Source organism: Pseudomonas sp. GW823-FHT06E10, assembly GCF_058794995.1.
Window position 1 is genome coordinate 90,390 of sequence record NZ_JBXAHJ010000008.1, and the last position, 22,525, is coordinate 112,914.

Annotated in this window: 26 protein-coding genes; 12 read left to right on the forward strand and 14 right to left on the reverse strand. The window is 60.4% G+C overall.

The window, feature by feature from the left end; genetic code table 11:
- Positions 1-93 precede the first annotated feature (93 nt).
- Complete coding sequence (locus AC1Q6Y_RS14990; protein ID WP_492624746.1) at positions 94-1,323, reverse strand: winged helix-turn-helix domain-containing protein; 1,230 nt, start codon at positions 1,321-1,323, stop codon at positions 94-96.
- Between the two features lie 64 nt (positions 1,324-1,387).
- Entirely contained in the window at positions 1,388-1,603 is a 216-nt protein-coding gene (locus AC1Q6Y_RS14995; RefSeq protein WP_008049076.1) for a DUF1127 domain-containing protein, read from the reverse strand.
- 95 nt (positions 1,604-1,698) lie between these two features.
- On the opposite strand from AC1Q6Y_RS14995, the gene AC1Q6Y_RS15000 reads away from it, so the two are divergent.
- Positions 1,699-2,553 (forward strand): LysR substrate-binding domain-containing protein, encoded by an 855-nt coding sequence (locus AC1Q6Y_RS15000; protein ID WP_057713818.1) that lies wholly within the window; start codon positions 1,699-1,701, stop codon positions 2,551-2,553.
- On the opposite strand, the gene AC1Q6Y_RS15005 is transcribed toward AC1Q6Y_RS15000, so the two are convergent.
- Positions 2,543-3,292 (reverse strand): sulfite exporter TauE/SafE family protein, encoded by a 750-nt coding sequence (locus AC1Q6Y_RS15005; RefSeq protein ID WP_057713817.1) that lies wholly within the window; start codon positions 3,290-3,292, stop codon positions 2,543-2,545. The genes AC1Q6Y_RS15000 and AC1Q6Y_RS15005 overlap by 11 nt on opposite strands.
- Before the next feature lie 111 nt (positions 3,293-3,403).
- On the opposite strand from AC1Q6Y_RS15005, the gene AC1Q6Y_RS15010 reads away from it, so the two are divergent.
- The 4 genes from AC1Q6Y_RS15010 to AC1Q6Y_RS15025 all read left to right on the forward strand — a co-directional run bounded on the left by AC1Q6Y_RS15010 (position 3,404) and on the right by AC1Q6Y_RS15025 (position 6,721).
- Complete coding sequence (locus tag AC1Q6Y_RS15010; protein ID WP_057716577.1) at positions 3,404-4,360, forward strand: LysR family transcriptional regulator; 957 nt, start codon at positions 3,404-3,406, stop codon at positions 4,358-4,360.
- 67 nt (positions 4,361-4,427) lie between these two features.
- A complete protein-coding gene (locus tag AC1Q6Y_RS15015; protein WP_492624747.1) occupies positions 4,428-4,889 on the forward strand; it encodes a MarR family winged helix-turn-helix transcriptional regulator in 462 nt (153 codons plus the stop codon).
- 361 nt (positions 4,890-5,250) lie between these two features.
- Complete coding sequence (locus AC1Q6Y_RS15020; RefSeq protein ID WP_046031808.1) at positions 5,251-5,670, forward strand: organic hydroperoxide resistance protein; 420 nt, start codon at positions 5,251-5,253, stop codon at positions 5,668-5,670.
- Between the two features lie 34 nt (positions 5,671-5,704).
- On the forward strand, positions 5,705-6,721 hold the full coding sequence (locus tag AC1Q6Y_RS15025) for an alpha/beta hydrolase (RefSeq protein ID WP_492624748.1): 1,017 nt from the start codon (positions 5,705-5,707) through the stop codon (positions 6,719-6,721).
- 178 nt (positions 6,722-6,899) lie between these two features.
- On the opposite strand, the gene AC1Q6Y_RS15030 is transcribed toward AC1Q6Y_RS15025, so the two are convergent.
- Both AC1Q6Y_RS15030 and earP read right to left on the reverse strand, forming a co-directional pair.
- Positions 6,900-7,469 (reverse strand): elongation factor P, encoded by a 570-nt coding sequence (locus AC1Q6Y_RS15030; protein ID WP_007943632.1) that lies wholly within the window; start codon positions 7,467-7,469, stop codon positions 6,900-6,902.
- 48 nt (positions 7,470-7,517) lie between these two features.
- Positions 7,518-8,660 carry an elongation factor P maturation arginine rhamnosyltransferase EarP gene (gene earP, locus AC1Q6Y_RS15035; RefSeq protein ID WP_492624749.1) on the reverse strand — a complete coding sequence of 381 codons (1,143 nt, stop codon included), beginning with the start codon at positions 8,658-8,660 and terminating at the stop codon, positions 7,518-7,520.
- 124 nt (positions 8,661-8,784) lie between these two features.
- On the opposite strand from earP, the gene AC1Q6Y_RS15040 reads away from it, so the two are divergent.
- Both AC1Q6Y_RS15040 and AC1Q6Y_RS15045 read left to right on the forward strand, forming a co-directional pair.
- Positions 8,785-9,195: a hypothetical protein gene (locus AC1Q6Y_RS15040; RefSeq protein ID WP_492624750.1), complete on the forward strand. Its 411-nt coding sequence runs from the start codon at positions 8,785-8,787 to the stop codon at positions 9,193-9,195.
- Positions 9,196-9,197: 2 nt separating this feature from the next.
- The gene (locus AC1Q6Y_RS15045) at positions 9,198-9,680 is read left to right on the forward strand and encodes a GreA/GreB family elongation factor (RefSeq protein ID WP_218494456.1); all 483 of its coding nucleotides are present in this window, start codon (positions 9,198-9,200) and stop codon (positions 9,678-9,680) included.
- Positions 9,681-9,696: 16 nt separating this feature from the next.
- On the opposite strand, the gene cysB is transcribed toward AC1Q6Y_RS15045, so the two are convergent.
- From cysB to AC1Q6Y_RS15070, 5 genes are all read right to left on the reverse strand, one after another.
- On the reverse strand, positions 9,697-10,671 hold the full coding sequence (cysB, locus tag AC1Q6Y_RS15050) for an HTH-type transcriptional regulator CysB (RefSeq protein WP_015094029.1): 975 nt from the start codon (positions 10,669-10,671) through the stop codon (positions 9,697-9,699).
- Positions 10,672-10,784: 113 nt separating this feature from the next.
- The gene (locus AC1Q6Y_RS15055; RefSeq protein ID WP_056727114.1) at positions 10,785-11,288 is read right to left on the reverse strand and encodes a universal stress protein; all 504 of its coding nucleotides are present in this window, start codon (positions 11,286-11,288) and stop codon (positions 10,785-10,787) included.
- Between the two features lie 95 nt (positions 11,289-11,383).
- A complete protein-coding gene (locus AC1Q6Y_RS15060; RefSeq protein WP_046043378.1) occupies positions 11,384-12,289 on the reverse strand; it encodes a 5'-nucleotidase in 906 nt (301 codons plus the stop codon).
- Between the two features lie 25 nt (positions 12,290-12,314).
- Positions 12,315-13,268, reverse strand: a complete 954-nt coding sequence (locus tag AC1Q6Y_RS15065; protein WP_492624751.1) for a putative 2-dehydropantoate 2-reductase — start codon at positions 13,266-13,268, stop codon at positions 12,315-12,317.
- Positions 13,265-13,651 carry a thioredoxin family protein gene (locus AC1Q6Y_RS15070; RefSeq protein WP_057713808.1) on the reverse strand — a complete coding sequence of 129 codons (387 nt, stop codon included), beginning with the start codon at positions 13,649-13,651 and terminating at the stop codon, positions 13,265-13,267. The genes AC1Q6Y_RS15065 and AC1Q6Y_RS15070 overlap by 4 nt, the downstream gene beginning before the upstream one ends.
- Here AC1Q6Y_RS15070 and AC1Q6Y_RS15075 point away from each other — a divergent pair.
- Positions 13,650-14,093: a PilZ domain-containing protein gene (locus tag AC1Q6Y_RS15075; RefSeq protein ID WP_079246728.1), complete on the forward strand. Its 444-nt coding sequence runs from the start codon at positions 13,650-13,652 to the stop codon at positions 14,091-14,093. The two genes, AC1Q6Y_RS15070 and AC1Q6Y_RS15075, sit on opposite strands and share 2 nt — an antisense overlap.
- Before the next feature lie 187 nt (positions 14,094-14,280).
- Positions 14,281-15,357, forward strand: coding sequence for a 3-deoxy-7-phosphoheptulonate synthase (locus tag AC1Q6Y_RS15080; protein ID WP_007973561.1), 1,077 nt, complete (start codon positions 14,281-14,283; stop codon positions 15,355-15,357).
- An 86-nt stretch (positions 15,358-15,443) separates the two neighbouring features.
- Here the strand turns inward: AC1Q6Y_RS15080 and AC1Q6Y_RS15085 are convergent, their stop codons facing one another.
- On the reverse strand, positions 15,444-15,731 hold the full coding sequence (locus tag AC1Q6Y_RS15085; protein WP_007973562.1) for a GNAT family N-acetyltransferase: 288 nt from the start codon (positions 15,729-15,731) through the stop codon (positions 15,444-15,446).
- A 640-nt stretch (positions 15,732-16,371) separates the two neighbouring features.
- On the opposite strand from AC1Q6Y_RS15085, the gene oprI reads away from it, so the two are divergent.
- Positions 16,372-16,623 (forward strand): outer membrane lipoprotei OprI, encoded by a 252-nt coding sequence (oprI, locus tag AC1Q6Y_RS15090; protein WP_003199355.1) that lies wholly within the window; start codon positions 16,372-16,374, stop codon positions 16,621-16,623.
- A gap of 123 nt (positions 16,624-16,746) precedes the next feature.
- Here oprI and AC1Q6Y_RS15095 read toward each other — a convergent pair whose 3' ends face one another.
- The 3 genes from AC1Q6Y_RS15095 to AC1Q6Y_RS15105 all read right to left on the reverse strand — a co-directional run bounded on the left by AC1Q6Y_RS15095 (position 16,747) and on the right by AC1Q6Y_RS15105 (position 19,318).
- On the reverse strand, positions 16,747-17,721 hold the full coding sequence (locus AC1Q6Y_RS15095; protein ID WP_057713807.1) for a L,D-transpeptidase family protein: 975 nt from the start codon (positions 17,719-17,721) through the stop codon (positions 16,747-16,749).
- A gap of 641 nt (positions 17,722-18,362) precedes the next feature.
- The gene (locus tag AC1Q6Y_RS15100; protein ID WP_003226812.1) at positions 18,363-18,656 is read right to left on the reverse strand and encodes a hypothetical protein; all 294 of its coding nucleotides are present in this window, start codon (positions 18,654-18,656) and stop codon (positions 18,363-18,365) included.
- A gap of 56 nt (positions 18,657-18,712) precedes the next feature.
- Positions 18,713-19,318, reverse strand: coding sequence for an arylesterase (locus tag AC1Q6Y_RS15105; RefSeq protein ID WP_489339025.1), 606 nt, complete (start codon positions 19,316-19,318; stop codon positions 18,713-18,715).
- 10 nt (positions 19,319-19,328) lie between these two features.
- On the opposite strand from AC1Q6Y_RS15105, the gene AC1Q6Y_RS15110 reads away from it, so the two are divergent.
- Together AC1Q6Y_RS15110 and AC1Q6Y_RS15115 are read left to right on the forward strand one after the other, a co-directional pair.
- Complete coding sequence (locus tag AC1Q6Y_RS15110) at positions 19,329-20,012, forward strand: ABC transporter ATP-binding protein (RefSeq protein WP_046043370.1); 684 nt, start codon at positions 19,329-19,331, stop codon at positions 20,010-20,012.
- Positions 20,012-22,516, forward strand: a complete 2,505-nt coding sequence (locus tag AC1Q6Y_RS15115) for an ABC transporter permease (RefSeq protein WP_492624752.1) — start codon at positions 20,012-20,014, stop codon at positions 22,514-22,516. Before AC1Q6Y_RS15110 ends, AC1Q6Y_RS15115 begins: the two co-directional genes overlap by 1 nt.
- Positions 22,517-22,525: the final 9 nt, after the last annotated feature.

A 22,525-nucleotide genomic window follows, 5' to 3' on the forward strand; every position in this document is an offset into this window, starting at 1 on the left:
TGCTTCTCTGATAGACCGCCATCGCGAGCAAGCTCGCTCCCACATTGGACCGTGCTCCCCTGTGGGAGCGAGCTTGCTCGCGAAGAGGCCAGCTCAGCCACCCTCAATCTGTGCCAGTGCCACCCGCAACCTCGCCGCACTCGCCCGCGGGCAATTCAGCTGAACCTGTGCCAGCCCCAGCCAATCCGCCATCTGCCGCAGATTGACCGCCAACGCCAACATCCCCTCGTCATCCAGCCCCGCCTCCTCTTCATGCACCGCATGCACCGCCAAACGGCCCGTCCCCCGTTCGGCGCGCAGATCGACCCGTGCAGCAATACGCTCGTTGTGCAAAAACGGCAGGACGTAATAGCCGTACACCCGTTTGTCCGGCGGCGTGTAGATCTCCAGCCGATAGCGAAAATCAAACAGCCGCTCGGTCCGGCTGCGTTCCCAGATCAGCGAATCGAACGGCGAAAGCAAGGCACTGGCCACGACTTTACGCGGCACTTTTGGCTCGGGCAGACAATAGGCCGGTTGTCGCCAGCCCTGCACTTCGCAGGTCAGCAATTCCCCGGCCTCGACCAACTCGGCCAAACGTGGACGACTGTCCGCAGGATTCAAGCGGAAATAGTCACGCAAATCCTTCTCCGTACCGACCCCCAAGGCCGTTGCCGCATGCCGCAACAGGCCGCGCTGGGCCTCGTCTTCACTCAGGACGGGGTGCGCAAGCACCGCCGAGGGAATCACTCGCTCCGGCAGATCGTAGAGCCTTTCGAATCCGCGCCGTCCGGCAACGGTCACTTCACCGGCAGCGAACAACCATTCCAGCGCATGCTTTTCCGCGCTCCAGTCCCACCAGGGGCCGGCCCGTTCCTGACGGGTCGACAGGCTGCCGGCCCCCAGCGCGCCCTGCTCCTCGACCGAGGCCAGCACCCGGCGAATGGTGTCTTGCTGCTCACGGCCAAAGCGCGCCAATTGCTGATAAATGTCTTCGCCACGGCTCGCACGCTGCATGCGCCAACGCATCAACGGGAACATGGAAAGTGGCAACAACGAGGCTTCATGGCCCCAATACTCGAACAACGTACGGCGCCGGCCCTGACTCCAGGCAGCCTGGTCGAGCAAATCGGAGGAGTAGTTACCGAGGCGGGAAAATAGCGGAAGGTAGTGCGAACGCACCAATGCATTGACCGAATCGATCTGCAAAATGCCCAGCCGTTCGATCAGGCGATTGAGCGCAACAGCCTTGATCGCCGCTGGCGGCGACCGCCCGTTGAACCCTTGGGCGGCCAGCGCCAGACGCCGAGCCTGTTTGAGGGTAAAGGACAACGTTGCGGGCATGGGTGCCTCCTTGTCTGCTCGCAACCTACCTCACCGGTAAGGGGTTTGTGTAGCGTGGCATTCATCATTTATGCATCGGGTCATTCCAGAACGGCTTGATCGACTCGTTCTCCACATCCGCACGGCTCATGCCGATGTCCTTGAGTGCTTCGTCGCTCAAGCTCGCCAGCAATTCGCGCTCGCGATGCAATTCGTACCAGCGGCCGACCTTGTGCAGCAGATCGGATATCACGTGAATCGAGTGTTTTTCTGATCCTTGGAACTCATGTTGACCTTTCATCTTGTTGCCCTCCGTTTGGATGGCTCCAGTCTCGCGCCGGGTCTAAGATCAATCCAACGAATGTTTCTGATGTCACATATCTCGGAGATTGATGGATGTCCGCCTACCCGAGTATCGATACCGAAGTCTTGCGCACCTTCGTCGCCATCGCCGACCAGGGCGGCTTTACCCGCGCCGGGGAATTGGTCAACCGCACCCAGTCCGCCGTCAGCATGCAGATGAAACGACTGGAAGAAGATGTGCTGCAGCGTCAGTTGTTCCAGCGCGACGGGCGGCAGGTGCGACTGACGGCTGAAGGCCAGGTGCTGCTCGGCTATGCGCGACGCATCCTCAAGCTGCACAGCGAGGTCTTCAATACGTTGCGTGAGCCCGACATGGTCGGCACGGTGCGTATCGGCACGCCGGACGATTATGTGATGCGGTTCCTCCCGGGGATTCTGCGCCGGTTTGCCCAGTCTTACCCGCTGATTCAGATAGAAGTGCACTGCGAATCATCAAAACAACTGCTGATGCGCCAGGACCTCGACCTGTCCATCGTGACCCGTGAACCGGGCAGCGAAATCGGCCAGTTGTTGCGCAAGGAACGCTTTGTCTGGGCCGAGGCACAATGCTACAGCGCCCACGAGCAGACGCCGCTGCCACTGGCGATGTTCAACAGTGATTGCTTCTGCCGCCAGTGGGCCTGCAATGCCCTGGATGCCCGGGGGCGCGATTACCGGGTGGCATACAACAGCGACAGCCTGTCGGCGATCATGGCCGTGGTCAGCGCCGGCCTGGCCGTCACGGCGCAACTTGAAAGCCTGATCACCGCGGACATGCGCATCCTCGGTGAGGCCCAGGACCTGCCGCTGCTGCCCGAGGCCAGCATCATGCTCGTGCGCAACCTGCATAACCCGTCACCCATCACCGAGTGCCTGGCCGAGCACATCATCGAAGGCTTCAAACTTTGAAGGCGAGCATCACCGCGCAGAACACCAGGAACCCGCAAAACAGCCCGCGCAGCAGTCGCTCCGGCAATGCGTGGGCAACCTTCACGCCCCAACTGATGCTCATCAGCCCACCGACCGCCAAGGGCAAGCCGATCACCCAGCTGACCTGATGGTGTGCGGCGTAAGTCACCAGCGTCACCCCCGTACTCGGCAAGGCCAGCGCCAACGACAGCCCCTGCGCAACCACTTGGCTCGTGCCGAACAGACTGGTCAGCACCGGTGTCGCCACCACCGCGCCACCCACGCCGAACAGCCCGCCCATCGTGCCGGATGCAGCGCCAAGCAGGCCCAGCCAGGGCCATGAGTAGTTCATCTGCGAAGCCGGCGGAGCACTGGCGGCGAACATGCGAACGAGGTTGTACGCCGACAGTGCGATCAGAAACGCAACAAAGCCTATGCGCATGGTTTGCGCATCAATGCCCACCGCCCAGATCGACCCGAGCCAGGCGAAGCAAAACCCCATGATGGCCAGCGGTAACGCGTGACGCAGTTCGATACGGATGCGCTGATGATAGCGCCACAGCGCCAGCATCACGTTCGGCACCACCATCACCAGCGCGGTGCCTTGGGCAATCTGCTGATCGAGCCCGAACAGCACGCCCAGCAGCGGAATGGCGATCAGGCCGCCGCCGATGCCAAACAAACCGCCGAGCGTGCCCAACGCAGCGCCGAATACCAGATACATCAAGAACTCAATCACAGCATTTTCCCCGTTGCCGTCAGGCCTTTGATCCTACGCAGTTGCTTCTGGCACGGAAACGCATAGCAACGCACAATGGCTGTGCCAAATTCGCACAAGCACAAACCTGCCATGAACCCCAATCAACTGACCGACCAACTGGCCTTGTTCCTCGACGTGCTGGAAACCGGCAGTTTTTCCGCCGCCTCGCGCCGTCATCCGCTAACCCCTTCGGCCGTGGCACGGCGTATCGACAGCCTGGAAAGCGCGGTCGGCAGTCAGCTGTTCCTGCGCAGCACGCATGCGGTACGCGCCACGCCGGCGGGATTGGCCTTTGCCGAGCGCGCACGGCGGATCGTCGCCGAATTGCGCCTGGCCCGGGCCGAGGCGGTGTCCCTGAGCAGCGCGCCGGAAGGCCTGATTCGTATCGATGCGCCGGCAGCCTTTGGTCGCCGGCACCTGGCACCGGTGATTGCCGATTTCCTGATGCTCTACCCCGGGCTCGATGTGCAGCTGCACTTGATCGACAGCTTCGTCGACATGCAGGGCCTGAACCTCGGCAAGGTCGATCTGGTGCTGCGCGCCGGGCAACTGGCCGATACCCGGCTGGTGGCCACACCACTGGCGAGCATGGTGCGTATCGCCTGCGCCAGCCCTGATTATTTGCGGCGTCGCGGCGTGCCGACCGAGCCGACACAGCTGATTGAACACGACGGACTCGACTGGGATGGCCTGGCTCCGCCCTTCGCCTGGCGTTTCGAGCGCGACGGGCAAATGCACTTGCACCGGCCGGCGCGGATCCGCATGAGCGCCAACAATGCCGAGGCGCTGGTGTGCGGCGCATTGGCCGGACTCGGTATCGCGCACCTGCCGACCTGGCTGGCCAGCGAATACCTGTTGCGGGGTGAGTTGCTGCCGCTGTTCTGCGACAGCGGTCTGCCGAAACCGGAAAGCGCCGGCATCTATGCCTTGCGCCTGGAACAGCAGCCAAACTCCCGCAGTCGCTTGTTGCTGGAGTACCTGAAAACCCGCTTCAGCCCGATTCCGCCCTGGGACCTGGAGCTGCAAACCCATTTGCAACGGCACTGATCAAAATTATCTGGCGCATTAAAGATTCGCCCGCTAGATTCTTCAGATCACAGATCAAGGCTTCGACATGACCACCGAGCGCAACACCCCGGACAACTGCGACAACCTGATGCTGGACAATCAGGCGTGCTTCGCCCTGCATTCCACTTCGCTGATGATGACCAAGGTCTACAAACCCTTGCTGCAAGCGCTGGGCCTGACCTACCCGCAATACCTGGCGATGATGGTGTTGTGGGAAAAGGGCGGTTTGACCGTAGGTGAAATCAGCACGCGGTTGCTGACCGATCCTGGCTCGTTGACGCCGCTGCTCAAGCGCCTGGAAGCCGAAGGCCTGCTCAGCCGAACCCGCAGCCGCGAAGATGAGCGGGTGGTGATCGTCGAACTCACCGAACAGGGCCGGGCGTTGCGCGACAAGGCCCGGGACATTCCCCAATGCATCCTCGGCGCCAGCGGGATGACCCTGGAGCGCCTGAAAAACCTGCAGGCGGAACTGCAGGAGTTGCGTCGCCACCTGCAAGACAGCCTCTAGTCTCCAAACCACCACAAATCCCTTGTGAGAGCGAGCTTGCTCGCGATGGCGGTGTATCAGTCAGCATCATTGCTGAATGTGAGACTGCAATCGCGAGCAAGCTCGCTCCCACAGCGGCTCTGCGGCCCACCAGAAAACCGGGTTCGCCACCCTCCCCAGAAAAAAACCCGCTGAAAATCCCCCTCGATAGCTCTAGCTCAATACTTTCAACCTAAACCACCTCACAGCCTTGCGTCTTTTTTCAAATTTCCTTGAAAATTTATCTTGCGCACTAAACATTAGCGCGATACATTTATTTCGCACTTACTTAGCGCGCAAACATTTAGCGCAAAACAAACAAACCCTGAACGAGGCTTTCACCATGCAAACTCTCTACACCGCAATCGCAACCTCCACCGGTGGCCGTGACGGTCGTGCGGTTTCCAGCGACAACATCCTCGACGTCAAGCTCGCCACGCCCAAAGAACTCGGCGGTGCCGGCGGCGCAGCCACCAACCCAGAGCAACTGTTCGCTGCCGGCTACTCCGCCTGCTTCATCGGTGCCCTGAAATTCGTGGCCAGCCAGACCAAGCGCAGCATTCCTAACGACGCTTCGATCACCGCTCATGTCGGCATCGGCCAGATCCCTGGCGGCTTCGGCCTGGACATCGACCTGCACATCAGCCTGCCGGGTCTTGAACAAGCCGATGCTCAAGCACTGGTCGATGCGGCCCACCAGGTCTGCCCGTACTCCAACGCCACCCGTGGCAACGTCGATGTGCGTCTGCACGTAACCGTCTAAGCGCTGACTACCCAGGCCCGAACAGGAAACGAACATGAACACTTTCAGCAAAGTCTTGACCGGTACCCTTCTCACCTTGTCCATCAGCAACGCGTTCGCAGGTACCGGGGTTGAACACAACACCCAGGCGTTCCTCGACGTTCTGAACGCCGGAACCGGCAAGCCGATGGAGCAAATGACGCCCGCCGAGGCCCGCGCCGTGCTGGTGGGCGCGCAAGCCGGGGTGAAGCTGACGCTGCCAAAAGCCGATGTCAGCCAGAAGACCATTCAAGTCGACGGCCAACCGATCAGCCTGACCATCGTCCGGCCGGCCGGGGTCAAGGGCGAGCTGCCGGTGTTCATGTTCTTCCACGGCGGTGGCTGGGTGCTGGGGGACTTCCCGACCCACGAGCGGCTGGTGCGTGACCTGGTGACGGGTTCGGGTGCCGCGGCCGTATTCGTGAACTACACGCCGTCGCCGGAAGCGCATTACCCGGTGGCGATCAACCAGGCTTACGCCGCAACCCGATGGGTGGCCGAGCATGGCAAAGAGATCAACGTCGATGGCCAGCGCCTGGCGGTAGCCGGCAACAGTGTCGGCGGCAACATGGCGGCTGTGGTTGCGCTGATGGCCAAGGACAAGGGCACACCGGCGATCAGGTTCCAGGTGCTGTTGTGGCCGGTGACTGATGCCAACTTCGAAACCGCGTCCTACAACCAGTTTGCCGAAGGGCACTTCCTCACCAAAAACATGATGAAGTGGTTCTGGGACAACTACACCACCGACGCCAAGCAACGGAACGAGATCTACGCCTCGCCACTGCGCGCAACCACCGCCCAGTTGAAAGGATTGCCTCCAGCGTTGGTGCAGACCGCCGGAGCCGACGTGTTGCGCGACGAAGGCGAAGCCTACGCCCGCAAGCTGGACGAGGCCGGTGTGCCGGTGACCTCGGTTCGCTACAACGGCCTGATCCACGACTACGGTTTGCTCAACGTGGTGAGCCAGGTGCCAGCGGTGCGTTCGGCGATGCTGCAGGCGTCTGAAGAACTCAAGCAACACCTGAAGAAATAACACTGCCTCTGTAGGAGCGAGCTTGCTCGCGATGGACGGCCAGACAACGCGGTCATTTAGATAGCCCGCGTTATCGTTAACGACCATCGCGAGCAAGCTCGCTCCTACAGAGGGTGGAGTGTTTCAGGCAAAAAAAGCCCGACTCAATGGTCGGGCTTTTTCATTCCTGAAGCTGTGCTTATTTGGCACGGCCTTTGTAGGAACCGCCTTCGCGGGTATCGATCTCGATCATGTCGCCGATTTCGATGAAGTCAGCAACCGACAGCTCGGTACCGTTCTTCAGTTTGGCAGGCTTCATCACCTTGCCGGAAGTGTCGCCGCGAGCGGAACCTTCGGTGTAGTCAACCTGACGCACGATAGTGGTCGGCAGCTCTACGGAAACCAGACGCTCTTCGAAGAAGATCGCTTCGCAAACATCGGTCATGCCTTCTTCAACGAAAGGCAGAACGGCTTCGATGTCTTCAGCGTTCAGCTCGTACATGGTGTAGTCGGTGGTGTCCATGAACGTGTAGGTGTCGCCGCTGATGAAGGACAGGGTCGCTTCTTTGCGGTCGAGGATTACGTCGTCCAGTTTGTCGTCGGCGCTGTAAACGATCTCGGTCTTGTAACCGGTCAGCAGGTTTTTCAGCTTGGTCTTCATGATCGCGCTGTTACGACCAGACTTGGTGAATTCAGCTTTCTGAACCAGCCAAGGATCGTTTTCGAGACGAATCACGGTCCCGGGTTTCAGTTCTTTACCAGTTTTCATTGCGAATATCCGAATTTGGATGGGATTTACAAAAATCTAGGCCGCGTATCATATCCAATTTCCATAAAACTGTACCAGCGCCGTGGCAAGATCGGCCTGCAAGGCCTGCTCCAGACACCACGCCTCAGCGTGTTTTTCCAGCTCTGGCCAGTGTTTACGAGTGAATTGCCAGTGGTCGGCCATTTTTTCACCGGCGTTCCACGCCCGCCAGAGACCGCTGATCGCCTCCCGCGCAGACGCAGATAACCCCTTTACATAGAGTTCGAGGAAGGCTTCGAGCTTGTCCAGGTGGATATCTTCTTCCTGCCGGTAGATGTGCCAGAGAAATGGCCGGCCAGCCCATTGGGCGCGCACAAAGGAATCTTCGCCGCGCACGGCATTGAAATCGCAGCACCACAGCAACCGGTCGTACTGGTCCTGGCGGACGAATGGCAGCACTTGCACGGTCAAGGCATCACGCACATGCACGGCACCGGCCGCCAAACCCTGTACACCGAGCCAACGCTCGACGTCGCCGAGAATCCGCCCTTCCGGCACCAGCAGATGAGTGGCAGTAGAATCGCCGGCCATTGCATCAAGCCAACTGGCCAGACCGGTGTTTTCGTAGGCAAACAATGAGATCAGCTGCGCGCCGGGCGCAGGATCAATTCCCAAGCCTTGCAGGAATTTTCTTTGAGCCTGCGGGTTTTGCTGAAATTGCCGACGCCGTTCCAGCAACCCTCGCTCACGCAGCAGTCCGCCGGTGCCCTTCTGGAATCCTGGGAAGAAGAAGAACTTCTGCACGTTTTTGTACTTCACCGAGGGCAAACCGTGGCAGCCGATGACCCAGTCCTCGGCGCTCAGGTAATCCAGGTTCATCCACAGCGGCGTCTTCTCCCGTTCGGCCATGGCCTCCATATAGGCGCTCGGCAATTGGCAGGCAAATGCAGCGATCACCACATCGGCGGCTTCGGTCGGTTGCCACTCGGCTGGCCATTGGCGCACTTCGACGCCTTGCTGCAACTGCCTGGGAGCATGGATGTCGATTTCCGGGCACAGGCGCTCGAACGCTCGCAGGTCATCGACCCATAGACGCACCGCCAGCCCATGTTCGGCCACCAGTTGCCGGGCCAGTCGCCAGGTCACGCCGATGTCGCCGAAGTTGTCGACCACGGTGCAAAAAATATCCCAGCGGGTTTTCATTTCAGGCATTCCAGGCTCCCGTTGGCAAAGGCGCCGATTGTCCGCATAAATTACCCCGTGCAGAAGAGCCGACGGCGATTATTCTTCATGCGACAATCGCCACTCGCCAGTGACCTTTCGCCAGGAAGCAACCATGCCCCACCGCCCCACTCCGCGCCGATCCTTCCCGATCAGCCTCAGCGCCCTGCAACTGACCGGCAGTATCGCCCTCGGCATGTGGCTCGGGTTCATTGCCATTGTGTTGACCTGCTGGCTCGCGTCGCGCCTGCTTTTCAGCGAGCAACTCGCCCCGGTCGCGGCGGCGTTTGAGCAGCTGGCCCAACCACCCGCAGCGGCTCAACCGCTGCCGAACATTCCGCCACAGAGCCCGCTGTTCGAGCAATATGAAGAAAACCTGCGCAAGAACGAACAGCAGCAACGGCTTGATCAAGCACGTAGCAGCAGTCGCAACCTGGCCAACCCGAACTGTCAGTTCTGGCTGCAACAGGACCGGACTGCACCCAGCGAAAAAAGCCGCGCCAACGTCCTGCAATTCTGCGATTGATCATGAATAAGCAAACCGTCCACCAACTGATTCTCGACAGGCTGCGGGTCGATCTCGACATCGCCGAACGGGCCGCGCAAACCGCCTACGAAACGGCGACCCACGAAGAAAACATCGCCGAGAACAAGTACGACACCCTGGGGCTGGAAGCGTCCTATCTCGCGGCCGGGCAAGCCAGGCGGGTCGAGGAAATTCGCCAGTCGCTGAGCCTCTGCCAGAACCTCGCCCTGCGTCCGTATGACGATCAGCGGGGCATCGAAGTGGGCGCGCTGCTGGGGCTGGAGGACGAAAAGGGGCGCGAACAATGGCTGTTTCTGGCCCCCGATGCCGCCGGGCTGAAGGTCGACCTGGTGGGGCAACTGATCACCGTCATCACCCCGCGCTCACCGCTGGGCAAAAGCCTGCTGGGCAAGTTCGAGGGCGATGAGGTGGAGATCATGGTGGCGGGCGCTCGGCAACAGTTCGCTGTCACCGAGGTGGTTTGACCGGCAGGAAACGCTATCAGTGAACGGGTAGTTCGACGCCTTCGAACAGCTCTTCCAGTTCCTGCTTGTTGTGGCACTGAATGGCCTTGGCCATGACTTCGCGGGTCAGGTGCGGCGCGAACTTCTCGATGAAGTCGCACATGAAACCCCGCAGGAAGGTGCCGCGGCGGAAGCCGATCTTGGTTACGCTGGACTCGAACAGTTCGCTGGCATCGAGTACCACCAGGTCGCTATCGAGCTTGGTGTCGACAGCCATTTTTGCCACGATGCCTACGCCCAGACCCAGGCGAACATAGGTCTTGATCACGTCGGCGTCGGCGGCGGTGAACACCACTTTCGGCGTCAGGCCGCGATGGCTGAAGGCTTCGTCGAGTTTCGAACGGCCGGTAAAACCGAACACATACGTCACGATCGGGTATTCGGCCAGTGCTTCGAGGGTCAGTTTCGACAGTTTGGTCAGCGGGTGGCCCTGAGGCACGACCACGCAACGGTTCCAGCGGTAGCACGGCATCATCACCAGATCACCGAACAGCTCGAGCGCTTCGGTGGCAATAGCGAAATCCACGGTGCCGTCAGCGGCCATTTCGGCGATTTGCATCGGCGATCCCTGATGCATGTGCAGGGCCACGTCCGGGTATTGCTTGATGAAATTGCTGATCACCGGCGGCAACGCATAACGCGCCTGGGTATGAGTGGTGGCAATCGACAGGGTGCCTTTCTTCTCGTTGGAGAACTCCTGGGCGATCTGCTTGATGCTTTCAACCTTGCGCAGAATCTCGCCAGCGGTGGTGATGATGCGCTCGCCGGCCGGGGTGACACGGGTCAGGTGCTTGCCGCTACGGGCAAAAACCTCGACGCCCAGTTCGTCTTCCAGCAGACGGATCTGCTTGCTGATGCCCGGTTGAGAGGTGTAAAGGCTTTGGGCTGTAGCGGAAACGTTGAGGTCGTGGTGCGCCACTTCCCAGATGTAGCGCAATTGTTGAAGCTTCATATGAATCCCTCAAAGCAGGTAGACGCCACGGGCATCAGCGACGGTATATAACTATATTAATGGCTCGAAGAATAAATCTAGAACTTTTTTATCAAATTGCCATTATTCGTGTTCTAGCGATCCCCTTGACGACGACGTTGCACCAGCGGCACCAGATAGACCGGCACCTTGGACAGTTGCAACACTCGGGCGGCGGTTCGCCCCAGAGGCGTTTCCGCACCAGCACCATGGCTGTGACTACCTACGATCAACAAATCCACGGAGAGTTTCTGCGCCTGGTCCAGAATCACCTGCGACGGATCGCCCTGCAGCACCCGTACTGCCTGAATCCGCTCCAGGTCGTGCTCCCCTTCATCCCCCAACTCCTCACGAAAACTGTCGAGCACCCGCTGCTCGATACTGGCAATCACCGTATTGAGGCCCTGGCTGTGAAACTCGTTCAGCGCCTGTTCATCGAGATAACTTTGCAGCACCGATTCGGCAAACAACCCCATGGGTTCAACCGCATGCACGACATACAAACTGGCATTGAAGGTCCTGGCCAGTTCCAGGGCATGCTGCATCACCACGGGCGCGTACAGACCAAGGTCAGTGGCATACAGCATTGAACGAATCATATGACCTCCTCGACTGCCAACATGGCGGAGATTTGATTCAGCTTAGCAGTGCCTAGGCGACTACGACGTCCCGCGCAACGCATTGAACAGTGGGCTTAAACCTTTTGCTCGTTGCTTATGCCATGGGGCACATGACCGGTGGCGACGACTTCTCGGGCCAACTCGCAGTGACCGGCCTGATCGTCGAAAAACACGTCGGCCGCGAAGGCTTCGAGAAAGGCCGACTTGGTCAGGCCGCCGAGGAACAGCGACTCGTCGAGACGGATGTCCCATTCACGCAACGTGCGAATGACCCGCTCATGGGCCGGCGCCGATCGCGCCGTGACCAGCGCGGTACGGATCGGACAGGTGTCCTCCGGGAACTCACGCTGCAACAGGTTGAGGGCCGCGAGAAACCCTTTGAACGGCCCACCGCGCAACGGTTCGCGGGCGGCCTCACGCTCGCTGGCCTGGAACGCCTCCAGACCACCGGCCTGATAAATGCGTTCCGACTCATCGGAAAACAGTACCGCGTCTCCATCGAAGGCAATGCGTAACTCGTCGCTGGCCGCACGGCTGGCACCGCCCGACAGAATGGTCGCTGCCGCGAACCCGGCGTCCAGTGCATTGCGCACGTCTTCAGCGTGGGTCGAGAGAAACAGGTCGCAGCCAAAGGCCTTGAGGTAGGGATACGGACTGCGCCCGCCGACAAAGGCCGCACGGGAAATGGCCAGTCCGTAGTGGTCAATCGAGTTGAATACCCGCAGCCCGGTGTCGGCGCTGTTGCGCGACACCAGAATCACCTCGACCCGGGCGCGGCCGAGGCTGTTGTTGAGGTTCAGGAGTTTCTGCACCAACGGGAAGGCATCGCCGGGCTCGAGGATTTCGTCTTCGTGTTCGATCTGATATTGCCGGTAGGCCTCGACACCACTCGACAGGTAGACCTTGTGGCTTTCGCTCAGGTCGAACAGCGCCCGCGAAGAAATCGCCAGCACCAGCTTGTCGTCAATTGCCTTTGGCATGCCCTTCCCCCTCAGGTCGGTCGACTCAGGTATTGCGTCGATCAATGAAACTCAAACTGCGATACAAGGCCTCGATGCGTGGCATCTCACACCCGGCTGCCTTCGCCGCCGCCAAAGGCCGGGCGTAGATCGCGGTCAGTTCCAGCGGTCGCTTGTGCAAATAATCGTGGTACATGCTCGGCCAGTAGTCGGGCATCTTTTCGGTCACCATGAACAAATGCTCGGCATAGCCTGCCGGTACGTCGTGCCCGCAGGCAACAGCGCCTTGCACCACTTCAGCCATCAGCGCCTTGACCAGCTCGCGGCTGTCGGCATCGGCCATCAACGGTGTGGTGCTCGCCCCCAGCAAAACCGAGAGACCGTTGTAAGGGATATTCCAGACCAGTTTTTGCCAACGCGCCTGATGTAAATTCGCCATGGCCTGGGAATCGAGGCCGGCACTGCGAAACAGCCCGACGCCCTCCTCGACAATTGCGCTGCGTGCCGGCCCATCGGCAGGACCGCTGTGATAACCCACATGCACCGCGCCCAGCGCCTGATGGGTAATGACACCCGGCGCCTCGCGATGGACGCAGATGTAGCAGAGCCCTCCAAGCACATGCAGCGAATCGGGGAGCAACGCGCGCAGGCTGTCTTCGACGTCCAGGCCGTTTTGCAACAGCAGTACCTTGGCGTTCGGTGCCGCCGCCTGCAGGATGGCAGGTGCCAGGTCGGCGTTGCTGGTGGTTTTCGCGCCCACCAGCAGCCAATCGCAAGGTGGCATGTCTTGCGCGTCCGAATAGGCCTGCACCGGGTTCAACGTCAGTACACCGTGGGGCGCGCTATCGACTCGCAAGCCATGCTCGGCCACCGCGGAGAACTCGCTGCGCAGCAGAAAATGCACATCAAAACCGGCACGTGCCAGCATCACCCCGTAGAAACCGCCGATTGCGCCGGTCCCGATAATGCCGATCGTCGGCTTGGCAACTGTCCCCATCATGGCAACTCCTCTGCTGTTCGACTCAGCGCCTGGTGCACGGCCCGATTGAGCTCGGTGCCGGTCAGGCGCGATTTCAGTGCTCCAAAGAATTCACCGTCGCGAACGACAAACAGCGCCGGCAAGTGAAAAACCTGATAACGCTCGACCACCCCGCCGTTGTTGCCGGCATCGATCCAGCACAGTCGATCGACTGCCAGGTCGAGTGTCGGCAATTGCTCGCGGGCAAAACGGCAACTGGCGCAGCCGACACTGGTGAAAATGACCAGCGATACACCGCTCATCGCCAGCAGCCGTTGGTCGGCGTCAAAATCGGTCAGTTCCAATTCGACCACTATACTGGGAGGAACAATGTCAGATGGCCGACACATGGAGTCTGTGTTCATGGGACGATTCATTCCTCACCCTGACGATGTGCCCGTCGAATTAACGTTGCTGAAACCTGAGTGTCTTTCGCGACGACAGCTGCACACTATCAGTCTCGGGGGCATGGCTTGCAATTATCACCGCGCGTGGCGTCACGGCACGGCGCTGGAGGTACGCATGCCGACCGTGAACCCGGACATGCGCTACCTGGGCTATGTCGCATGGTGCCTGCGACGCAAGCGCGGTTATCTGGTAGGCATCGCTTTCGTCGATGAACAAACGCTGTTCAGCGCCCGGATGGGCGAACAGGTGTGCCAGATCGAACGCTACTGCCGCCTGCATGAGGCCCACGAAGACTTGCAGGACATCCAGGCCCTGGCCCTCGAATGGGTCCAGGAGCATGCCGACGAGTTCTCTCACGATTCGGTGCGCAAGGCTTTTGCGCAACCGGTGCTGGAATAGAGGCATTCTTGATCGGTTTGCCCCTCGCGGCAGGGAAACTGACTGCGAAACCCCACCAAACCGGCGTCTGCCCATTGTCGAGCCACGGTGTAACGCGCTAAGGTTCAGCTCCCCGACGCGCTTAATTTGCTGTGCTCCGCCGCGCGGGTTCGCTGGCGGCCGGCACCCGTGACCTGACGAGTAAACGATGGCTGATTTACCGATCAACGACCTAAACGTCGCCTCCAACGAGACACTGATCACTCCCGATCAGCTCAAGCGCGATATTCCCCTGAGCGACGCCGCACTGCGCACCGTCACCAAGGGCCGCGAAGTCATTCGCAACATTCTGGATGGCACCGACCATCGCCTGTTCGTCGTCATCGGGCCTTGCTCGATCCACGACATCAAGGCCGCCCACGAATATGCCGAGCGCCTGAAAGTTCTCGCCGCCGAAGTGTCCGATACCCTGTATCTGGTCATGCGCGTGTATTTCGAGAAGCCACGTACCACCGTCGGCTGGAAAGGCTTGATCAACGACCCGTACCTGGACGACTCGTTCAAGATCCAGGACGGCTTGCACATCGGTCGCCAGTTGCTGCTGGACCTGGCCGAAAAAGGCCTGCCGACCGCCACCGAAGCCCTCGACCCGATCTCCCCGCAATACTTGCAGGACCTGATCAGCTGGTCGGCCATCGGCGCGCGCACCACCGAATCCCAGACTCACCGTGAAATGGCCTCCGGGCTGTCCTCGGCCGTCGGCTTCAAGAACGGCACAGATGGCGGCCTGACCGTGGCGATCAACGCCCTGCAATCGGTTTCCAGCCCGCACCGCTTCCTGGGTATCAACCAGGAAGGTGGCGTGTCGATCGTGACCACCAAGGGCAATGCCTACGGTCACGTGGTGCTGCGCGGCGGCAACGGCAAACCGAACTACGATTCGGTCAGCGTTGCGCTCTGCGAGCAGGCGCTGAACAAGGCGAAGATCAAGCCGAACATCATGGTCGATTGCAGCCACGCCAACTCCAACAAGGATCCGGCCCTGCAACCGCTGGTGATGGAGAACGTCGCCAACCAGATCCTCGAAGGCAACAAGTCGATCATCGGCCTGATGGTTGAAAGCCACTTGAACTGGGGCGCCCAGGCGATCCCGAAAGACCTCGCCGACCTGCAATACGGCGTGTCGATCACCGACGCCTGCATCGACTGGACCGCGACCGAAAACACCTTGCGCAGCATGCATGCCAAGCTCAAGGATGTGCTGCCTAAACGCGATCGCAGCTGATCGCCTGTTTGGCGGCGCAAAAAGCACACACAAAAAAAACGCCGGGCTGGACCCGGCGTTTTTTTATGTGTTCGTTTTGTTGAAGGTCACTGACTCAGCTTGGCCGCATGCCGCTGGTGACGCTCCATGTAGCGCTCGACGTAGGAGCACGATGGAATGACGGTGTAGCCCATTTCGTCAGCGTACTCCAGCGCCTTCTCGGTCAAGGCTGCCGCAATACCGCGACCACGCAATGCGTTGGGCACGAAGGTGCGATAGATATCCAGGGTCTGTTTCCCCAGATCCATATAGGTCAGATAGGCACGATGACCGTCCACATTGGTCTCGAACTGATGACCAGCCTGGTCATGGTGGATGGACAACGCCTCGCTCATCACTACTCCTCGCGGGTCTGGAATTCCGACCCCTACCTTACCGATGTTTTTCCGGCGAAGGAACATCTACGCCACCCCGTGCCTGAGTGGGCACCGAGAAGAGCTGCACCGATCTCGCGCTACCGAGCACGTACAAATAGTAGGCACCATTGGCAGAAATGCTCAAGGTGCGCTCGTCATCGTGCGGGTTGGCGGGTGCTGCTCCGGATCACGCAGGATTGCGCTCGACCGAAGATCACTCCGGGTCGATAGCCTGAACATTGCCGGATGTTGAGACTTAAGACGAGCGCCCGCTGTTAAAGTCACCTGAACATCGAGAAAGATATTGGGAGGCGCTACGCAAAAGCCGAACAAAAGTGTAGACGAATCCATGTAGGCGGACTTTAGCCAGGCGGGAAAAAGAGCGGTGTGCCGAAGGAACTTTTTCTCTCCAGTTCGCTCAGCCACGGGCCTTGCAGCTGGATATTTTTTAAACAGTTCAGTTAAAAGTTGCTCGAAAAAGAATCAACGCCTACAATTTTTTTTGCTTCTTGCGTCACGTCAGTTTTACTTACTACAAGTAATGGGTAGTATGTACGCCGGCTCTTTCCTCAATCGGAGGAGATAGCTACTTAATAGAAAGTCCTTGAAGGGGAACACGATGAACAACGTTCTGAAATTCTCTGCTCTGGCTCTGGCCGCAGTTCTGGCTACCGGTTGCAGCAGCGCATCGAAAGAAACCGAAGCACGTCTGACCGCTACTGAAGACGCAGCTGCTCGCTCCCAGGCTCGTGCAGACGAAGCTTACCGTAAAGCTGATGAAGCTCTGGCTGCTGCTCAAAAAGCACAACAGACTGCTGACGAAGCTAACGAGCGTGCTCTGCGCATGCTGGACAAAGCTAGCCGCAAGTAATAATCCTTCGGGATTGTTATCAAGCCGACCCATTTTTTGGGTCGGCTTTTTTATTGCCTGGCGTTTCTCCAGGCAATAAAAAACCCGTCGACGCTGTCCGCGCCGACGGGCTCTTTGCCAGCGTTACTGCAGCGGGTCGATCGGCATGCTCGATACCATCGGTGCAACGCCGTTGCCCGGCACAGCGATCTCAACCGGCAGGCCGTCTTCAGCGGCGACCACATCACGCACCACATCCCAGTTCATACGCAGGTTGTTGGTGATGTCTTCACGCTTGAGCATCGCATTGATGACTGCGGTGTGCTTGTCGACCACCGACGGGTTGCCCTTGTCGTCCAGCGGCGTATGCGCCTCCAGATAGACCTTGCCGCCACTGAGACCAAACTTGTACGGGTCGTTGATGATCCGCACGGACGTTCCGACCGGCACCATGCCCGCCATTTCCAGCACGTTGTTGTTGAACATGCGGAAGCAACCGTGGCTGGTGCGCATGCCGATACCGAACTTCTTGTTCGAACCGTGGATCAGGTAGCCCGGTGTGCCCAGGGTGAACTTGAACGGCCCCAGCGGGTTGTCAGGGCCGGCCGGCACAACGTTGGGCAGCGGGTCACCGTCTGCTGCGTGCTCGGCCTTGATCGAAGCCGGAGGCGTCCAGGTAGGGTTCGGTGTCTTGGCGGTGATGCTGGTGTGGGCAATCGGCGAGCCCCAGCCTTCACGACCGATACCCAGCGGGAACGTGTACACCACGTTCTTGCCTTTCGGGTAGTAATAGAGGCGGTACTCGGCCAGGTTGATCACGATGCCTTCACGCGGACCTGGTGGCAGGATGAAGCGAGTCGGCAGAATGATTTCCGTACCGGCGCCAGGCAACCAGGCATCGACACCCGGGTTGGCCGCGACCATTTCCGTGTAGCCCAGATCGTAGGCGGTACCAAGGTCGGCGAAGGTATCTTCGTACTTGGCCTTGATCACCTGCACCTGGCCGATGATGTCCTCACCGGGCGGTGGCAGGGGAAGCTCCAATGCTGCGACTGGACCGGCCACTAAGAGGGCGGCAAGAGTCAGGCAGCGGGTGACGGCAGGAAAGCGCGACAACATCCGGAAAATCCTATGCATGATCAACTGAGAGTATAAGAACGCGATTGTACACTGCAGTCCGTTATTTCGGGGAGATCGCCCGATTACAGGCAGTGCGGGCCGATTTTGCGATTATCTTCGATCCCGTGTAGGAGCGAGCTTGCTCGCGAAAAACGCCAGGACAACGCGGGCATTCAGGCAGCACGCGTTATCGTTGACGTCCATCGCGAGCAAGCTCGCTCCTACAGAAGAGCAGAGCAACGGCAGGTCGGCGTACACCCGTGCTCTTTACCACTCATCAGGCCGAGCGTTAGCTCGCCTGCAGCTTTTGATCTTGATCCACCCGCCCCCTCGGCAGGCTGAGTGGAGGTGTTCATCAGGGGGCAGGCGCGCAGCGCCGTTCGACGAAGTCGAACACATCGAGAGGAGGTCGTCGCGAAGCAGACCGGAGGCGATGCGCCCTGATGAATACCGGAGCGAAGGAACCCCGAGCTTTAGCGAGGGGCCGTACGTAAGGGGCGAGACCTTTGGTTCCTTTGGGGCGTTTGCCAAAGGGACTCGCCGTAAGGGCGAAACCATAAGCCGCCGTTACCGCAGCAACGGATATGTACACGGTCAACAAAAGACAGGTCGGCTCGAAGGCCGCCCCGACTCCTGACGGATCAAAGCTCAAACCGCAATTCCGGCCAGATCGGCGACGTCCCCCGCTTCTGCGACTCAAGAATGGCCCGGCACAACGAACACAGCCGCTGGTCCTGAAACACCCGGCGATCAACACTCGACCAGCGCGGTTGCGCCGGCAACAGACTGCCGCACAGGGTCCGGTCCGCCGAACCGCCCAACTCCAGTTGACGGGTCACCAGATGCACTCGCACTTCCTGGCAGGCGAACAGATCCAGCTGTTCGTCAGGCTCGATCAGTTGATAGGCAAATAGTGACCAGGCGGGACGCGGCATCGGGGGCTCCAAATCGGGGGCGCCACCTTAGCCGAAAGCCTGCTTCTAGAAAAGTGTCATAACAGCGGTTTTAGAGTAGGCCAGACATTTTCCAGCAACTTGTCCTGGGCCCCGGCCGCCGGGTGTATGCCGTCAGCCTGCATCAAGTCCGGATGGCCGCCTACGCCATCGAGGAAAAACGGCACCAGCGGGATCTTTTTCTCATCGGCCAGGTTGCTGTAGACCTCGGCGAACGCCTTGGTGTAACGCGCACCATAATTGGGTGGCAATTGCATGCCGAGCAGCAACACCTTGGCACCGCTGGCCCGGGAGCTGTCGATCATCGAAGCAAGATTTTGTTGCAATTGAGTTGGCAGCATCCCGCGCAGACCATCATTGCCGCCCAGCTCGAGGATCACCAGTTCCGGTTTATGCTCTGCAAGCAGCGCGGGCAGGCGCGCCTGGCCTCCGGCACTGGTGTCGCCACTGATGGACGCATTGACCACTTTGTCGTCGAAACCTTCGTGCCTGAGCCGTTGCTCAAGCAGCGACACCCACCCCAGCCGGGTATCCAGCCCGAAACCGGCGCTGATACTATCGCCAACGATCAGGACTGTACCCGCCGCTGCGTTTTGGGCCATGCACATCAAGGCCAGGCCAGCACTCAAAAACCAGACACGCATCGGACTCTCCATGGGCGCAAGCATTCTCATCGCGAAGGACCTTAGCAAAGTGGTTCCCAGCGCGGAAGGTGAACTGACCATCCTGCACCAACTCAGCCTGGAACTGAACAAGGGCGACAGCCTGGCCATCGTCGGCGCTTCCGGCTCCGGCAAGTCCACCCTGCTGGGTCTGCTTGCCGGCCTCGACCTGCCGAGCAGCGGCGAAGTCACACTCGCCGGGCAAGGCCTGAGCAACCTCGATGAAGACCAGCGTGCGCGCATCCGCGCCGAGCACGTGGGTTTTGTCTTTCAATCGTTTCAGCTGCTCGACAGTCTCAATGCCCTGGAAAACGTCATGTTGCCACTGGAGCTCGATGGCCGCAAAGACGCCCGCGAACGCGCCACCCAATTGCTCCAACGCGTGGGACTGGGCCAACGCCTGACTCACTCGCCGCGCCAGCTCTCCGGAGGCGAGCAACAACGCGTGGCGATTGCCCGCGCATTCGCCGCCGAGCCCGATGTGCTGTTCGCCGACGAACCGACCGGCAACCTCGACAGCCACACCGGCGAGCGCATCAGCGACTTGCTGTTCGAGCTCAACCAGGAGCGCGGCACGACCCTGGTGCTGGTGACTCACGATGAACGCCTGGCCCATCGCTGCCGGCGCCTGATCCGTCTTGAAGCCGGCCTGCTGGTCGCCCCTCTGGAGCCTTGATGGCACGCCTGCCGCTGTTGCGCCTGTTCAGTCTCGCCATCCGCCAATTGCTGCGCGATGCCCGCGCCGGTGAATTGCGCGTGTTGTTTTTCGCCTTGCTGGTGGCCGTGGCCGCCAGCACCGCCATCGGTTACTTTGGCGCGCGCCTGAACGGCGCCATGATGCTGCGCGCTACCGAATTTCTCGGTGCCGACCTGCTGCTCGAAGGCAGTTCGCCTGCGCGCCCCGAACAGATAAGAAGCGGCACCGAACTGGGTCTGGAACACGCTCAAGTGGTGGAATTCTCCAGCGTCATCGCCACCGACAACAGCATTCAGCTGTCCAGCATCAAGGCGGCCGATGACACCTATCCGCTACGCGGCGAATTGAAAAGCGCGCCCGCCCCCTTTGCCACGCAAATAGTCGGTGGCGGACCGCACCCCGGTGAAGCCTGGGTCGAGGCACGCCTGCTGACCGCCCTGGACCTGAAGATCGGCGACAGCATCGATGTCGGCATGAAAACCCTGAAACTGGCGCGGGTGCTGACTTACGAACCCGATCGTGCCGGCAATTTCTACAGCCTGACACCGCGGGTGCTGATCAACCTCGACGACCTTGCAGCCACCGGCGTGGTGCAGCCCGGCAGCAGGGTCAGCTATCGCGACTTATGGCGAGGCAGCGCTCAGGCACTCGAGACGTATCGGCAACTGATCAAACCGGGGCTTGCCGCCAACCAGCGCTTGCAGGACGCCCGCGACGGTAATCGACAGATCGGTGGCGCCCTGGGCAAAGCCGAACGCTACCTGAACATGGCCAGCCTGGTGGCGGTGTTGCTGTCCGGCGTGGCGGTGGCGCTGTCGGCAACCCGCTTCGCCACCCGACGGTTCGATGCCAGTGCCTTGCTGCGCTGCCTCGGGCTGTCGCGCCGGGAAACCATGGTGCTGTTCAGCCTGCAACTGACTGTGCTCGGGCTGCTGGCCAGCATCAGCGGCGCCCTCCTCGGCTGGCTCGCACAGCTGGGGTTGTTTGCCCTGCTGCATGACTTGTTGCCGACCGACGTGCCTCCGGGCGGGCTGTTTCCGGCCATTGCCGGGATCGGCACCGGACTGGTGGCGTTGGCCGGATTCGCCTTGCCGCCACTGGCGGCTCTGGGCCGGGTTCCGCCATTGCGCGTGCTGCGCCGGGACATACTGCCGATCCCTTCCAGCACCTGGATGGTCTACGGCGCAGCGCTGGGCGCCCTCGCCCTGATCATGTGGCGCCTGAGCCTGGACCTGGTGCTGACCTTTGCCCTGCTCGGCGGCGGCGTGATTGCAGCGTTGGTGCTGGGCGGCTTGTTGTTGCTGCTGTTGAAGAGCCTGCGGCGCATGCTTGCTCGTGCGTCCTTGCCCTGGCGCCTGGGACTGGGCCAACTGCTGCGTCACCCGCTCGCTGCCGCGGGCCAGTCCCTGGCGTTCGGCCTGATTCTGCTGTCAATGGCGCTGATTGCGCTGCTGCGCGGCGAGTTGCTGGACACCTGGCAGAACCAGCTGCCGAAAAACGCTCCAAACTACTTCGCGCTGAACATCCTGCCGGCGGACAAACAGGCCTTCACCGATCACCTGATCACCGTATCGGCGCAATCGGCACCGTTGTACCCGGTAGTGCCTGGACGCTTGATCAGCATCAACGGCGAGCCTGTACAGCAAATCGTCACCAAGGAATCGGCCGGGGACCGGGCGATCCAGCGCGACCTGAGCCTGACCTGGGCCGCGGACCTGCCGTCGGGCAACAAACTCACGGCCGGCAATTGGTGGAACCAACAGATGCCGGACGATGTTCCCGGCGTGTCGGTAGAAGGCAAGGTCGCCGAGAGTTTGAAAATAAAGCTCGGCGACCACCTGGTATTCAGCGTTGGCGGAGTCAATCGCGAGGCGAAGGTCACCAGCCTGCGGGAGATCAACTGGGACAACTTCCAGCCGAACTTCTTCATGATCTTCCAGCCCGGCACCCTCAAGGATCTGCCAGCGACCTACCTGACCAGTTTTTATCTGGCAGCGGGTCACGACCAACAGATTGTCGACCTGTCCCGCGCCTTCCCGGCGGTGACCATCCTGCAGGTCGAAGCCTTGCTGGAGCAACTGCGCAGCATCCTCGCCCAGGTGACGCTGGCGGTGGAGTACGTGTTGTTGTTCGTGTTGGCGGCGGGGATGGCGGTGCTGTTCTCCGGCCTGCAAGCGACGCTGGATGAACGCATTCGCCAGGGCGCGCTGTTGCGTGCGCTGGGGGCGGAGCGGCAATTGCTGGTCAAGGCCCGGCGTATCGAGTTCGGTTTGCTGGGCGCAGTCAGTGGCTTACTGGCGGCACTGGGCTCGGAAGTGGTGAGCTGGGTGCTCTATCGCTACGCCTTTGACCTGCCGTGGCATCCACATCCATGGCTGTTGTTGCTCCCACTGGTGGGCGCCGTGCTCATTGGTGGTGCAGGGGTGTTCGGCACCCGTCGGGCATTGAACGCCAGCCCGCTGACAGTTCTGCGCGAGGGTTGATAGACTCCT

Excerpts from the sequence above, each read along its gene's own strand:
- AC1Q6Y_RS14990 (WP_492624746.1), bottom strand. The coding sequence starts at position 1,323 with ATGCCCGCAACGTTGTCCTTTACCCTCAAACAGGCTCGGCGTCTGGCG.
- AC1Q6Y_RS14995 (WP_008049076.1), bottom strand. The coding sequence starts at position 1,603 with ATGAAAGGTCAACATGAGTTCCAAGGATCAGAAAAACACTCGATTCAC.
- AC1Q6Y_RS15000 (WP_057713818.1), top strand. The coding sequence starts at position 1,699 with ATGTCCGCCTACCCGAGTATCGATACCGAAGTCTTGCGCACCTTCGTC.
- AC1Q6Y_RS15010 (WP_057716577.1), top strand. The coding sequence starts at position 3,404 with ATGAACCCCAATCAACTGACCGACCAACTGGCCTTGTTCCTCGACGTG.
- AC1Q6Y_RS15015 (WP_492624747.1), top strand. The coding sequence starts at position 4,428 with ATGACCACCGAGCGCAACACCCCGGACAACTGCGACAACCTGATGCTG.
- AC1Q6Y_RS15020 (WP_046031808.1), top strand. The coding sequence starts at position 5,251 with ATGCAAACTCTCTACACCGCAATCGCAACCTCCACCGGTGGCCGTGAC.
- AC1Q6Y_RS15025 (WP_492624748.1), top strand. The coding sequence starts at position 5,705 with ATGAACACTTTCAGCAAAGTCTTGACCGGTACCCTTCTCACCTTGTCC.
- AC1Q6Y_RS15030 (WP_007943632.1), bottom strand. The coding sequence starts at position 7,469 with ATGAAAACTGGTAAAGAACTGAAACCCGGGACCGTGATTCGTCTCGAA.
- earP (WP_492624749.1), bottom strand. The coding sequence starts at position 8,660 with ATGCCTGAAATGAAAACCCGCTGGGATATTTTTTGCACCGTGGTCGAC.
- AC1Q6Y_RS15040 (WP_492624750.1), top strand. The coding sequence starts at position 8,785 with ATGCCCCACCGCCCCACTCCGCGCCGATCCTTCCCGATCAGCCTCAGC.
- AC1Q6Y_RS15045 (WP_218494456.1), top strand. The coding sequence starts at position 9,198 with ATGAATAAGCAAACCGTCCACCAACTGATTCTCGACAGGCTGCGGGTC.
- cysB (WP_015094029.1), bottom strand. The coding sequence starts at position 10,671 with ATGAAGCTTCAACAATTGCGCTACATCTGGGAAGTGGCGCACCACGAC.
- AC1Q6Y_RS15055 (WP_056727114.1), bottom strand. The coding sequence starts at position 11,288 with ATGATTCGTTCAATGCTGTATGCCACTGACCTTGGTCTGTACGCGCCC.
- AC1Q6Y_RS15060 (WP_046043378.1), bottom strand. The coding sequence starts at position 12,289 with ATGCCAAAGGCAATTGACGACAAGCTGGTGCTGGCGATTTCTTCGCGG.
- AC1Q6Y_RS15065 (WP_492624751.1), bottom strand. The coding sequence starts at position 13,268 with ATGATGGGGACAGTTGCCAAGCCGACGATCGGCATTATCGGGACCGGC.
- AC1Q6Y_RS15075 (WP_079246728.1), top strand. The coding sequence starts at position 13,650 with ATGGGACGATTCATTCCTCACCCTGACGATGTGCCCGTCGAATTAACG.
- AC1Q6Y_RS15070 (WP_057713808.1), bottom strand. The coding sequence starts at position 13,651 with ATGAACACAGACTCCATGTGTCGGCCATCTGACATTGTTCCTCCCAGT.
- AC1Q6Y_RS15080 (WP_007973561.1), top strand. The coding sequence starts at position 14,281 with ATGGCTGATTTACCGATCAACGACCTAAACGTCGCCTCCAACGAGACA.
- AC1Q6Y_RS15085 (WP_007973562.1), bottom strand. The coding sequence starts at position 15,731 with ATGAGCGAGGCGTTGTCCATCCACCATGACCAGGCTGGTCATCAGTTC.
- oprI (WP_003199355.1), top strand. The coding sequence starts at position 16,372 with ATGAACAACGTTCTGAAATTCTCTGCTCTGGCTCTGGCCGCAGTTCTG.
- AC1Q6Y_RS15095 (WP_057713807.1), bottom strand. The coding sequence starts at position 17,721 with ATGTTGTCGCGCTTTCCTGCCGTCACCCGCTGCCTGACTCTTGCCGCC.
- AC1Q6Y_RS15100 (WP_003226812.1), bottom strand. The coding sequence starts at position 18,656 with ATGCCGCGTCCCGCCTGGTCACTATTTGCCTATCAACTGATCGAGCCT.
- AC1Q6Y_RS15105 (WP_489339025.1), bottom strand. The coding sequence starts at position 19,318 with ATGCGTGTCTGGTTTTTGAGTGCTGGCCTGGCCTTGATGTGCATGGCC.
- AC1Q6Y_RS15110 (WP_046043370.1), top strand. The coding sequence starts at position 19,329 with ATGGGCGCAAGCATTCTCATCGCGAAGGACCTTAGCAAAGTGGTTCCC.
- AC1Q6Y_RS15115 (WP_492624752.1), top strand. The coding sequence starts at position 20,012 with ATGGCACGCCTGCCGCTGTTGCGCCTGTTCAGTCTCGCCATCCGCCAA.